At 68.9% G+C, this 12,519-nt stretch carries 11 protein-coding genes and 2 pseudogenes; 9 read left to right on the top strand and 4 right to left on the bottom strand.

The annotated features are described in order from the left end of the window. Window positions 1–69 precede the first annotated feature (69 nt). Window positions 70–1,050, top strand: coding sequence for an ArsR/SmtB family transcription factor (locus tag AC07EJ_RS35675; protein WP_389491175.1), 981 nt, complete (start codon window positions 70–72; stop codon window positions 1,048–1,050). Here AC07EJ_RS35675 and AC07EJ_RS35670 read toward each other — a convergent pair. After that, window positions 1,002–1,265: pseudogene (locus AC07EJ_RS35670) on the bottom strand (hypothetical protein); the annotation flags it as partial. The gene AC07EJ_RS35675 and the pseudogene AC07EJ_RS35670 sit on opposite strands and share 49 nt — an antisense overlap. A gap of 278 nt (window positions 1,266–1,543) precedes the next feature. Here AC07EJ_RS35670 and AC07EJ_RS35665 point away from each other — a divergent pair. After that, entirely contained in the window at window positions 1,544–1,693 is a 150-nt protein-coding gene (locus AC07EJ_RS35665) for a hypothetical protein (RefSeq protein ID WP_478885835.1), read from the top strand. Window positions 1,694–2,962: 1,269 nt separating this feature from the next. Here the strand turns inward: AC07EJ_RS35665 and AC07EJ_RS35660 are convergent. Next, complete coding sequence (locus AC07EJ_RS35660; protein WP_389491171.1) at window positions 2,963–3,766, bottom strand: hypothetical protein; 804 nt, start codon at window positions 3,764–3,766, stop codon at window positions 2,963–2,965. A 361-nt stretch (window positions 3,767–4,127) separates the two neighbouring features. Between AC07EJ_RS35660 and AC07EJ_RS35655 the strand changes: the two genes are divergently transcribed. Then, window positions 4,128–5,984, top strand: coding sequence for a caspase family protein (locus AC07EJ_RS35655; RefSeq protein WP_478885834.1), 1,857 nt, complete (start codon window positions 4,128–4,130; stop codon window positions 5,982–5,984). Between the two features lie 20 nt (window positions 5,985–6,004). Here AC07EJ_RS35655 and AC07EJ_RS35650 read toward each other — a convergent pair whose 3' ends face one another. Beyond that, window positions 6,005–8,875: a CHAT domain-containing protein gene (locus AC07EJ_RS35650; protein ID WP_478885833.1), complete on the bottom strand. Its 2,871-nt coding sequence runs from the start codon at window positions 8,873–8,875 to the stop codon at window positions 6,005–6,007. A gap of 152 nt (window positions 8,876–9,027) precedes the next feature. Between AC07EJ_RS35650 and AC07EJ_RS35645 the strand changes: the two genes are divergently transcribed. From AC07EJ_RS35645 to AC07EJ_RS35620, 6 genes and pseudogenes are all read left to right on the top strand, one after another. Continuing rightward, a complete protein-coding gene (locus AC07EJ_RS35645) occupies window positions 9,028–9,441 on the top strand; it encodes a response regulator transcription factor (protein WP_389491165.1) in 414 nt (137 codons plus the stop codon). A gap of 73 nt (window positions 9,442–9,514) precedes the next feature. Next, window positions 9,515–10,000, top strand: coding sequence for a hypothetical protein (locus AC07EJ_RS35640; RefSeq protein WP_389491163.1), 486 nt, complete (start codon window positions 9,515–9,517; stop codon window positions 9,998–10,000). Between the two features lie 276 nt (window positions 10,001–10,276). Further along, complete coding sequence (locus AC07EJ_RS35635) at window positions 10,277–10,858, top strand: SUKH-4 family immunity protein (protein WP_389491161.1); 582 nt, start codon at window positions 10,277–10,279, stop codon at window positions 10,856–10,858. A 66-nt stretch (window positions 10,859–10,924) separates the two neighbouring features. After that, the gene (locus AC07EJ_RS35630) at window positions 10,925–11,539 is read left to right on the top strand and encodes a cyclase family protein (RefSeq protein WP_478885832.1); all 615 of its coding nucleotides are present in this window, start codon (window positions 10,925–10,927) and stop codon (window positions 11,537–11,539) included. Beyond that, the gene (locus AC07EJ_RS35625) at window positions 11,536–11,682 is read left to right on the top strand and encodes a hypothetical protein (protein ID WP_478885831.1); all 147 of its coding nucleotides are present in this window, start codon (window positions 11,536–11,538) and stop codon (window positions 11,680–11,682) included. Before AC07EJ_RS35630 ends, AC07EJ_RS35625 begins: the two co-directional genes overlap by 4 nt. A 504-nt stretch (window positions 11,683–12,186) precedes the next feature. Further along, a pseudogene (locus tag AC07EJ_RS35620) lies at window positions 12,187–12,287 on the top strand (IS21-like element helper ATPase IstB); the annotation flags it as partial. 35 nt (window positions 12,288–12,322) lie between these two features. Here the strand turns inward: AC07EJ_RS35620 and AC07EJ_RS35615 are convergent. Then, entirely contained in the window at window positions 12,323–12,469 is a 147-nt protein-coding gene (locus AC07EJ_RS35615) for a hypothetical protein (RefSeq protein WP_389491157.1), read from the bottom strand. Window positions 12,470–12,519: the final 50 nt, after the last annotated feature.

The raw sequence follows: 12,519 nt of genomic DNA, 5'->3' as shown, positions 1-12,519 counted from the left end.
GCCCACCCCACCCAACAATGATTCGTCGCTCGACGAATCGGAACAGACGTCCCGCAGTAGCATGGCAGGGTGCTCCGCTTCGAAGTCTCCGTCGAGGACCTGCTGCGCAGCCGCTTCGCACTCTCCCCCGCGATGGACCTCTGCTCCCTGCTGCGCTCGCTCGCCGGCCAAGACCGGCCACTGCCGCAAGCCTGGGCCACCCGGCTCCTGCCGGCCTTCGAACGGCTTCGCCGCGAGACCGAACTGAACGCCGCCCTCGCCCTGCACACCCCGCAATCCGGACCGAACTTCGTCGCCCCGCCCCCGCGCGGCCTCAACCAGACCTGGGCAGACGACCTGGCCATGATCCGGGCCACACCGCTGGAAGCGGCCCGCCACGAAATCGCCACCACCGCGACCGGCCCGTCCGCCCGCGATCCCCACGTACGCGCGGTCCTGGACTCGACGGACGCCGTCTCCAGGATCGCCGAGGCGATGGACCAGGCGTGGCACGAGCTGCTCGCCACGGACTGGCCGCAACTGCGCGCGATCTGTGAGCGCGACGTCGTGCACCGGGTGGGTGTGATCGGCGAACACGGATGGGCCACGACCATCGAGAGCCTGCACCCGAGCATCGCCTGGCAAGCCGGCGGTATCGAGATCGGCCACTTCCCCCAAGTCGGAACAGTCCACCTCGCCGGCGACGGGCTACTGCTGATCCCTTCGGTCTTCGTCGCGAATATCGCCGCCCACCTGGAAGACCCCTGGCCCAGGACCTTGATCTACCCTGCCCGCGGCACCGCCGCCCTGTGGGGCGAACAGGAGACCGTCCCCCAACCGGACGCGCTGACCGCTCTGGTCGGCCGGGCCCGAGCCCGGCTGCTGGTGGCGCTGGACGCCCCGGCCAGTACCAGCCACCTCGCCCGAAGCCTCGCCATGGCACCCGGCGCGGTAGGAGACCACCTCGCCATCCTGCGAGGCGCGGGGCTGCTCGTCCGCGCCCGGTCCGGACGGTCGGTGCTCTACCGGCGCACCCCGCTCGGCGAGGCACTGGTCGCTGGTTCGGGCTGAGGGCTCAGATCAGCACTATTTTTGAGGCGCCGCCAGCAGATGATTGCGCAGCCGAGGGTGAGGAAGGCCTGGTGGATGTCGGCGCGGATTTCCCAGCGGATACGCAGTCGGCGGAACCAGCGCAGAAGTGCGAAGGCCGCTTCGACGACCCAGCGGTTCTTGCCCAGGCCACTTCCGTGCTCGGTGCCGCGCCGGGCGATGAGCGGGCGGATGCCCAGCACGATGGACGACGTGACCCAGTAAAGGAAGCCGGCACTCACGCTGAACAGAGGCATGACCGAGACAGGGCCCGGAATGTCGGTCCCGTAGTTGCTGACGAAGAAGAGACGGACACTGCGGTCCGGGCCGCAGCGAAGGGCGACCGAGCCGTACGGAGCTCGATGGCGAAGAGGCCGGCCCGGACCGGGCGCTCGCCAGGGGCCGACGGGTCAGTTGCCAGTCGTCGACGATGTCGCTGGTTTCGTTAACCGTGGGCCGGGACACAACGCTCAGGGTGACGCGTCCTGACACCTTCTTCCAGCCACTCGGTCTGGAGGAGTTCTTCTCCCAGTCGCCCTTCACGACCACGAGCCAGAGTGCGCGGCACCACTTGGATTCGCTGTCGCCGTTCGCAATCATCCGTACGCCGATGGGACTTGCCTGATTGGTGCCCAGTGACGCGACGCACTGCGGCTCGGTGAAGGTGATGAGCCCGCGCTTGGCGGGATCCGTGGGTATGCGAACGGTGACCTTTGTCGAGCGCCGGTGCCCAGCCAGGGTGCCGCGACCTTCCCACGTACCGGCCCAAGCGTCGGGGTTCCGTGCGGGCTTGGCGTCACCCTGCGGAGCCACCACGAGGCCTGCGGAGAGCATGACGAGGGCAACGCCAAGGTAACCGAGTACGGTCCACATCATGGGTGTGGGCAATCCGTACCCGCCGCGAATGCGGTCGTCTCCCCAGCCGGGTGGCGGTCCAGAACCAAGGGTCACGCCGAGTCGGTCTTTGACGAGCCGGTACTCGACCAGGGACAGGACGATGACGGCGACCAGCCCGAGATACGAGACGGCGTCGCCCACGTCCTCAGGCGCGTTGATGATCTTGGTTCCACTCTGGCCGAAGATGCCGGACGCCTCGTCGACGATGACGGCCGCGACAGCGAACCAGGGCGCGCACAGCGGAGGCAGCAAAGGGTGGGCCGAGTAGGAATGGAACGCTGTGCTCAGGGCCACAGCGGGCCCGACAATGATGACGGCCCCGGTGGGCAGCAGGAAGGCGACCAGGAGAATCAGGCTGACGAATGCGTCGCCGGGGAAACCCTGCACCTGCCAGGGCTCCCGCTTCAACAGCCAGAAGCAGTAGCCGACACCTGCTGCGATTCCCAGAATCACGAGACCGGGGCCGACTCCGCTCTCGCCTCTGAACAGGAGGCGCACCATTCGGCTGCGGAGGGGCGCAGGAGCCTTGACGACAAGGAGGGCCGCGGCGGTCAGGAGGACTGGGAGCACCACTGCGGCGCCCAGGGTGTACTTGACCGTCCCGTATTCAAGGGCATTGGCCAAGCCGTTGTCGACGCCGTATCGCAGCGCCATGAACACGACCACACCGACCGACAGGGCTGCCCGTGTCCGCGCCAGCGTGCTCAGCCGGCCTGGTTCCCGCCTCCGGCCGGCCAAGGTGAGTCCCCATACCAAATAGACGCAGGCGTAGGCAGCGAGGAGATGGCAAAGCACGAACAGGAAGCCCACTAGAGCTCCTTCATGGTCGAAGCCGGGTGCGAGGCCCGAGGCACGTCAGTCCACACGGGATCCACGTGGTTCGGAAGGGTTTTCGCGCCGGCGACCCGAACACGCCCAGACATCGACCGGATGGTCACGCGCGCTCCGACCTGCTCGCGGCAGGCAACCTCTACGCACTTCTCGACGGCATCGACACCTACCCGCGAAGGGACACCCCGTATCGGGTGCGCAGGCGCGTGATCTCCCACCAGGCCACGGCCGTCACGGACGCGGGTCCGCCGAGGAAGGCGCAGATCTGGACGACTGGCGGGCCGGGCGGCAGCCCGCCACTGACAAGTCCGATGAACGCGAACTCCCAGACCAGAACACCAGTGAGCAACGCCGGCAGCGCCGCGTGCACCTCAGCGGTGTTGAATGCGCTGCTGATGGCCGGGCCGGTGGAGAACACCACGAAGATCAGCACCCAGAACATCGGAGCGAGCAGCACGATCATGAGCCAGGACCCCAGAGCGGCCCCGACGAACTGCTCGGCGAATGACGCCCCCACGGCGAACACCGGCACCAGGCTGAAGGCGCCGAAGTACCAGAGGGCCGACCGTCGGGCCGACCGGAGGTGTACCCGCATGGTCACCTTCGCGGCCGGTGCCGCCCAGCGATAGAGCAGCGCGACGATCAGTGGGGCACTGAGGATCAGCAGCCATGGTGTGACAACCAAGCGGAACATGAACTGCTCCTGCGTCTGTGCCATGTCCCCGGGCTTGCCGTAGACGATCAGGATCAGCGCCGACATGACCGTGGCGGTCCAGGCACGGGCCTTCTGCACGCGCGTCACGTGGGGATCCTCGATGCGGCGCCGGCCTCGCGCGGGAAAGATCTGGCGCGCCTTGCTACGGGCCGAGCGGGCGACCGGGTAGCCGACCAGGACGAAGAGGAAGACCGGCAGGAAGCACGGCACCAGCAGCGCCCAGACGCACCCGTGCACCCGGCGCGCGTGGCGCAACAACTGCCCCAGCGACGGCCATTCGTCCTCGCGGAGGCGCCGCCACAGAGAGGTGCTTCGCTGCGGTGGAACGTAAGGCCGCGGTGGATAGGGTCCTGGGTTGGGTGGCCATCCTGGTTGGGGTGGCGGATACGGTGCCGGGTATGGCGGTCGTGGCGGCTGGTACGGGTTGTGTCCCCCGAAACTCACGATGACTTCCTTCCTGGTGTGTGCGCCGGCGAGCGTCGCGCCCGAGTCGACTGAGTGATCTCATCCAGTCAACTGCCGTGCGGCTGCCGGGGTATGGGGTTCGGTGGACCTGACCTGCACTCGCCCTGGAAACGCCCCGCCCGCGCCCTGCGCACACTGGCAAGATCGTCATATGACGAACGTGTACGCCCTATTCGTAGGCATTGACAAGTACCCGGGTGCACCACTGAACGGCTGTGTCACCGACGTGATGGAGGCCGAGAACTGGCTACGCAGGCAGGCGGGTCCCGCGTGTGACATCCGCGTCCTGCACGACGAACAGGCCACCAGGGCGGCCATGTTGCACGCCATCCACACTCATCTCGGGCAGGGCCGGCCAGGAGACTCCGTGTTGCTGTGGTTCAGCGGGCACGGCAGCGAGACAGCCACCGACGACCCGCGCGAGGCGACCGGCATGTGCCAGGCTCTGGTGTGCCACGACAGTCTCGACGACGGCGGGCAGGCGCTGCTCCAGGACTCCGAACTCGGCCTGATCCTGGACGGCTTCGCGGACCGTGGTGTCCACGTCCTGGCCGTCCTCGACTGCTGTCACTCCGGCGGAGCGACCCGAGAATCCGCGCCCGGCGTCGCGGCCCGCGGCGTGGCGTGGCGCCCGTGGTGGCGTACGCAAAGTGCCACGGGCTCCCGGGACGGCGGCGGCCAGGGTGCCGAGCCGCAGCGCCATGTGCTGCTCGCCGCCTGCCGCCCTCAGGAGCGCGCGCACGAGGGCCCGCTCGACGGACGGATCCGCGGCTACTACAGCCACGCGATGCTCGGGGCGCTCGAGCAACTCGGTCACACGGCGACGTACGGGACGGTGCACGCGGTCGTCGAGGAACGTGTGCGCCGTCTGAGTGCTGTCCAGCATCCTGAGCTCCGCGGTCCGGAGGACGGACGATTCCTCTCCGGCGACGCCGTCCCGACCTCGGCGTTTCTGCTGCGTCTGACGGGTGCCGGCTGGGAGGTCAACTGCGGTTCCGTGCACGGGCTGCTTGCGGTGGGCGCCGAGTTCACGCTGCTTCCGGAGACCGGTTCTGCGACCTCCGGCGCACCGCGTGTCGTCGTCGTACGCGAGATTCGGCCGGAGTCCGCGCTGGTGGAACCGGCCGGATGGCAACCCGGCGCGGGCGATCGGGAGTCGGTGCACGCGGTGACGCCGTCGGCGCTGGCATTCCCCCCGGCCGCGGTGTCGGTGTCCGGACAGCCCGAAGCCGTGCGCATGGTCGCGGAGGCGATTTCCGGTGAGCCGATGCTGTCGAGCGGCGGGACCGGACTGTCACTGCACGTCGATGTCGGGGACGCGTGGGCCCAGGTCCACGGTGGCGACGGCCATCCCCTGGCCCCCATGCCCCTGCGCACCCCGGCGGATGCCGCGCGCGTCGCGGGCTGTCTGGCCCACATCGCGCACTGGCACCACCTGCGAGAACTCGCCAACCCGGATCCGTGGCTCTCGGCGCTGGTCCGCGTCACCGTCGACGAGACCCCTGTCGGCACTGTTCGGCTCACCGCCGGTGGTGAGTCTGTCTGCTCGTACACCCACGACGGCCAGGAACCGCAGGTGATGGTGCGTATCCATAACGACTCGGACCGGCCGCTGTGGTGTGCGCTGCTCGACCTGACCGACAGCTACGCCTGTACTCCGAGCCTGTACGAGGGCGACTTCATCGCGGCCCACAAGGTGGGACTGGCCCGGCGGGGCGAGCCCGTGTGGCTGCGGCTGCCGCCGGGGCGCAATGTGGTGCGCGGCGCGTCCACGCGGGACTGGCTGAAGGTGATCGTGGCGGAGAACGAGTTCAATCTCGCGCCCTTCCGGCTTCCCGCCTGGACTCCCGGCACGTCCCCCTCGGCCCGCGGCGGCGCGGGCCGAGGGGGTGGCGGCGGTCTGCTGCGGCTCGGCGCCGCGCAGGGCAGCCGGGACGCCGGAGGGCCCGCGCAGTCCGTGGGCCGGTGGGGCACTGCCCACGTGCTCGTCCGCACGGTGGTGCCGTGAACAGTGGCCCTCGGGCGGTCTCACCAGCCCAGGTGCGTGAACCCGGCCCAGGCCGCCAGGTCTGCGCTCTTGATCAGTGGCACCTTGGCGACCAGGTTCGCCGGCATTCCGGCCGGCGCCTGGCGCTGGTCGTCGAGCATCCACGACTGGGCGGTTCGCAGTGCCTGTCCGGGAGACAGCCCGTCTCGCCTCATGAAGTGGTGGGTCATATACATCAGAAGAGAGGTGGCCTCGTCGGGGACGGGCCACAACGACCCGAGCACCGAGCGGGCGCCCGCGACGAGGAAGGCGGTTGCCAGGCTGTACGCCTCGTCGTAGCCGTGGCCGGACACGTTCGTCCGGCACGCAGCGAGCACCACGAGGTCGAGTTGCCGGTACCTGGCTGCTCCTTCCGTCAGTTGCTCCGCCGCCAGCCGGCCCCCGGACAGTTCGAGATAGGAGCTGTGTCGTTCGCCCTGTTGCACCGCTCCGTGGCAGGCGAGGTGCAGCACACCGCCACGCTGTCGTGCCAGCCAGTCCGTCACGGCCGCGGGTGAGGCCTGACCGGGGCCCAGGAATTCGCCGTCGGGATAGAAGGTGCGGTGAACGGCCTCCGCTTCGACTCCCGCGTCATGGAGGTCGCGGGTCGGGTTGCCGACCACGAGTGCCTCGCGCGATCCGGGCGCAGGCCGACCGGCCACTTCGCACAGCAGCCGCGCGGACGGCATGTAGGAGATTCCTGCCTGTTGACAGGCGTAGGGGCGCGCGCGATCAAGTGCTGCCACGCGCGCGGCGTGCCAGGGCACGGCACCCAGCTCCGCCATGGGCACCATCACCACGGAGGGCGCCCTGCCGTAACCGCGAGGGAGCGCCTCGAGCAGCTCCCGCATCGCCACCTTCCCGGCCCACTCGCAGAGTTCGTCCAGCTCGGCGCGCGTCTCCTTGGCCGGCACGGGAGGAGGCGTGTCGGCCGCAGGCGGGCCTCCGGCGTCGCGGCCGCCGGCGAATGCGGCCCGGTACTGGACCAGCGGAGCTGCCTCGACCACGAGCTGACGCAGTTCGATGGTTCGTGTGGTGCCGTCGGCCAAGACGATGAGCGCCGCTCCCGGGCTGTTGCGTCTGCCCAGGAGGGCACCCGCCGGTGTCCGTTCCAGCTCCTCGCCCGGAACCAGATAGACCAGCGCGGTCGCGCCGATGGACAGGAGCGCCTTCCCGATCTCGCCCGTGGTGGGTGCGTCCAGCAGTCGCCGGCGCTGCGGTGAGGCGGCCAGGGCCTGGAGGACTCGACGCCGTAGTCGGCTGGGGGGACCCGACGCCGCCGGTTGCCCGGTCAGCGCCGCTCCCTCTCCCAGTTCGGGTACGAGGGTGCCGGCGGCGCGCCATTCGTCCGCCAGTGAGGACTGCCCGAGTGCGGTCAGCAGATCGGGGACGGTTTCCGCCACGGTGGCCGCGTGCAGGACGAGGCCGCGTCCGGCGTCCAGGGCTCGTACGGCGTCGTCGTGGGCTCCATCGGCGAGGCACCAACGGGCCACCTCGGTCGCGTGTTCACCGGCGCGCCGGGCGGTCTCCGCCGCATGCGCGGTACCGGACTGGAGCAGGACGCTCCAAGCTGCGGCTCTTACGGCGTCGAGACCGACGTGCCGTGACGCGTCGCGGTTGAGACGCCTGACGACTGCGTTCAGTACGTGCGTATCGCCGCGGAGGCGGTAGGCCCTGGCCAGTGAGATGCCCATGGAGCCCCACAAGGGGTGTTCGGGTCCCTTGGCCAGTCGCATGGCGTGTCTGAGCCAGGAGATGCCTTGGTCCAGGTGGTCCGCACGCCGCGTCTGCGGGGCCAGGCCGAGGGCGGCCAGGGCCGCGTGCCCGGTCCCGAGCGCGGACGCGTTGCGAATCCAGCGCTCGTCATCGGGTTCGAGCCGATCCATCGCATCTTCGAGGAGCTCAAGTCCGGCGACGGCAGCCTCGAAGTCCCGGGCGAACAGGGCGCGGCCCACACGGATCGTCCCCACCTCGCCGAGTTTGTCGGCCTGGGCGGTCCTCGGCAGGGCAGAGATCTGGCGCCGTACCTCGTGCACCGAGGAACTGGGGGCCCTGTCTTCGGCGGTGGGCTCGTGGTTGCCTGTGCGGCGGGCTCGCAGAATGGTCAGGTTGCTCCGGGCGACATCGAGGTTGGCCTCCATGCCGAGTCGGTCCATGTGATGGGGCGAGAGCTGGGCGATGACGGTCTCGAGGCGTCTGATCTGGGTGGCCAGGCCGGCCTCGTCCTCCCGCCGCACGGCCTGATGGGAGCGGAAGACGGCGAGTTGGCCCGCCATGGCGAGACGCTGGCCGGCGTCGAGCATCGGCGCGTCGGCCAGGCGCGCCAGGTCCTCGACAGCCGAGTCGAAGTCGTCCTCGCCACCGCCGAGCTGCGCCAGGTGTGCACGAAGTCCCGCATGGGAGATGTCCAGCGCGTCGCGCTCGGGGCTGCCGGGCGGGAGCGTGGCACGGGCCCGCTCGATCCGGGCGAGCGCGGCTTCCATGTCGCCGGGGTTCTCCAGCTGCTGCAGCCCGGACATGCTCGCCATGGTCATGATGTTGGCCTGCCAGCGCTCGTCCGCGGGACCGTACTCCCGCGCCTCGCTCAGGAGTTCCTCCTGACGCGCCCCGTCGCCGAGCGGCTGGTCGAACCGCAGCATCGGGAGAATGCTGAGCACTTGACCCGCGCGCATACCTGACATGACGGTGCCCCTGGGCAACGCCTTCCAGTCGGCGTAGAGCATCTCGTACGCCTCGCTCGCCGTGCCGCAACCCAGGTGCCCAAGGGCCAGTGCGGTGAGCCGGGACAGGTCCTGGGCATCGGTCATGCCTTCGCTCGACGCCTGCTTCAACTCGTAGAGCAGAGCGTGCAGATCGTAGTTCTTCTGCGGCACCTCAGAGCTCCCGTCCCCGCTGTCGTGGCGCTTCACGATACTGGCCGGTGTGGTCATTCTCAGATCCGGTAGTGGTTGGTATCAGGTCGATTGCAGGTCGTCGGCACTCGACCGGGTGACGGAGGGGCGACCTGCTGAGTCAGGAGAGCCACGTGGATCTGGCGGCTCGCATGCTGGAGAGGGGGGCCGCCGGCCGCGCGTATTTGCTCAAGGACCGGGTGCACGACCTCGACCTGCTCGTCTCGGCCGTGCGGGCGGTGGCCGAGGGAGAGTGCCGGATCGACGCCGGCCTCGTCCAACAGCTCGTCCGCCACCGGCGTTCCAGCACCTCGGCCCTCGACGTGCTGACACCGCGCCAGCGCGAGTTGCTGGCCGACATCGCGGAGGGCAAGAGCAACGCGGCCATCGCCCGTGACCGCTTCCTCACTCTGAGAGCGGTCGAGAAACACGTCAGCGAGATCTTCGGACGCCTGGGCATCAGCGGCGACGCCGACATCAGCAGGCGGGTCCGGGCCACCTTGTTCCACCTCGACGCGACCCGGTCTGCTGCAGACGTGGACCGGTGACGACGCCGTCGGCGCCCGGTCTCCGCTCACGCGGACGGGCGGATGCTTCTTCCCGAACGTCCACAACAACTACGTGCGCACGGTCCTGAACGGCCGCTTCGGCCAGGTCGCCGTAATCACTGGAAAGCTGCCCTCCCACCCCTCCACCTATCACCACAACTCAGTGATGGGCGGCGGCCAGGTCCGCTACACCTCGTTCTGCATGAACGGGCCCGTGTACACCACCCGTGTCATGGACTGCGTCGACGACGAGCAGGTCCCCACCGACAAGGACGGCAACTACACCATCGTGGTGAGCCTGGACCAGGACCGGCCGCACAACGCGAAGGAAGCGTGCGGCGTCGCGTACATCCAGCGCAAACCGAGCGGTGACGGGTACCGGGACTCGGACTTCGGCTGGTTCCAGATCCGGAACATGCTCCCCGACACCGGCTTCGACCACGCCGTGCAGAACACCAAGACCCCCGGCGACGAGGTCTCGGTGATGGGCGACTACCTGCCGAACGTCACCTATACGAGCAAGGCCGACTTCGAGACCAAGGGCTGCGCACGCCGGTAGCACTCCGAAGCATCGGCACGGGCCACGTGGAGGGGCGCCCCGGAGATCGGGCGCCCCTTTCGGCACCGCTCCTGCGCGCACTCCGTCCAAAGACTCCAAGACCCCAAGCGCTTCCGCCCAGACATGGAAGTGACCCACTCCCACAGCTACGGCCAGAGCCTCGACGAGAATGGCAAGCAGGACCCCGAGAAGGACGCACGGCCCAGGCGCCGGAATGATGACGGAATTGGACGGCACGGCCGTGGAGGCCGCGGGGAAGCACAAGTGAGGCAAGCGATGCTCTTCAACGTTGACCATGACGCCCTGACGAATGTCGACCTGGTGGAGGACGTCATCCCGCTGCCCGAGGCGACGGCCAGGCAGTACGGTTTCGACGGCGAAACGTTGAACTTCCTCACCCGCGTGGGGCTTCCCAGCGCCGAGGAGTACGAGCTCGGCTTCTACCTGCCCCAGGAGTTCGACCCGGACTTCATCTGGGACTGCGCGGCCAAGGCCGCCGAGGGATGGAAAGCCCCAGAAGGCGTCAAGACCGTCGTCAAGATCGGGAACTTCCCCATCAACGCGGTCACGATCAACCCGGAAACGGGCGTCGTCTACCAGTACACCGAGGGCGGTAAGCAGGCCATCGCCATCCACGGAGACATCTCGTCCCTCATCAAGACGACGGCCCTGTTCCTCGACCACATCGGGTCGTACGACGCCGGGGACGAGGATCCGGAATACGCCGACGCACAACGCCGGCAAGAGGTGGAGGTACTGATGGCCGGCATCCGGGAAGTCGACCCTCTGCCCTTCGCCCACGAGTTCAGCGAGTGGGTCGAGCTCTTCGAGAACCTGCGCGGGGGCATGTACGCCTAGCAGGGCTCGCCACATTCAAGTGGCAGCGCTAAGGCAGGACTTCGAAGCCACCAGGAGTGCGGTCGGATGACGCCACTGGCGCTGTCGCACATCTTCTACCGGGGCAGGATGTGGAACGGCTACAGCGCGGCCGAACACACCTCACGCGGCGCGGCACGCAACGGCATTCAGCATTGGAGCGACCGCCTGGTGCTCCGCGGTGTGCTGGTGGACCTCCCCGCCCACCACGGAGTCAGCAGTCTGGACCCGGGCTACGCGATCACCGCCGACGATCTCGAAGAGGCGCTCTCGGCGCAGGGCTGCGACCTGCGCCCGGGAGACGCCCTCCTCGTCAGGACCGGGCAGACGACTGAGCGACGCGGCAGTCGGGGAGACTACGCCGGCGGGCCGGCGCCCGGCTTGTCCCTGCACACGGCGCCCTGGCTGTACGAGTGGGAGATCGCCGCTGTCGCAACCGACACCTGGGGCGTGGAGGTACGCCCCAACGAGACCGACGCCCTGCAACCGCTGCACCTCGTCGCCCTCGTCCACATGGGTCTGGCCTTCGGCGAGATGCTCGGCCTCGACGCCCTTGCCGCGGATTGCGCCGCCGACCGCCGCTACGAGTTCATGCTCGCCGCCTCACCGCTGCCGATCACCGGCGCCGTCGGTTCCCCTGTCGCGGCGGTGGCGATCAAATGACAACGCCTGCGGACGAACCGATCCGATTGCGGGAACCTGGCGACATCGCCGGTACCGAGATCGGCCGCTACGTCACCTGGCTGCACGACCAGCACGACCACGGCCAGATCGATACGCCTGCTCCCGACCACCGGCGGCTGTAGGAACGGTCGGTGGCCGATCCCGACCGGTTCCGGTCAGCGTCGATCTGACGGTTCTTCGACATCCGGGCCGACGGTGACCCGACCCTCGTGCTCGCGGACCGGGCCATGCCCGGAGCGTGCTGGTTCCCGGACGTCCGGCTCAACTACGTCGAGCATGCCTTTGGCGCCGATCGCCCCGGCGACACAGTGGCACTGATCGCGCACAACGAATCGCAGGGCGAGCCCACGCGACTCGGCTTCGCCCAGCTGCGCGACCAAGTCGCCCGCGCCCGCGCCGAGTTGCGGGTAGGCGGCGACGCGATCGCCGGGGCGCACTCCCGCCGCGCTGGTCCTCGTGCCGAGCAAGCCCGGCCCGGGAACAGAAAAAGGGCCGTCATGAAAACGGCCCTTCACCTGCGACGTTCGATACGTTCGAACTGTCGGGACGACAGTCCCTGCACAGGCTCTCGAACACCGTAGCCCGCCATTGCGGACAACGGGCATCGATATGACCCAACCCCAGGGTCCTTCTCTGCGTGGACCAAGACGTTCACCGACCCGAGGCTCTGCGCGGCATGACGGACCGCCTCACTCTCGGAGGCAACGTCATCGAAACCGGCAGCGACCTCGGAATGCCCCCTCGCGTGGGGAGGCTGCCAGGTCAGGGCCAGTCGATGTCTCCCGCCGATGCCGTGACGACGACGGACTGGGGGGCCGGCCAGTCAATGTCGAAGTTCACCCCGACGGCCAGGGCCGACAGAGCGGAGGACAGAATTGCGGCAGAAAGGAGCAGCAGGTGCTTGGGCATGGGATCTCCAGGTAAGGCCCGGACGCTGACATGGATGGCGCCGCCGAGCA

The sequence above is a fragment of the Streptomyces sp. NPDC045026 genome (genome assembly GCF_056432625.1).
Note: the sequence above shows the minus strand (reverse complement) of the source record. Positions and strands in the feature narration are given on the sequence as shown.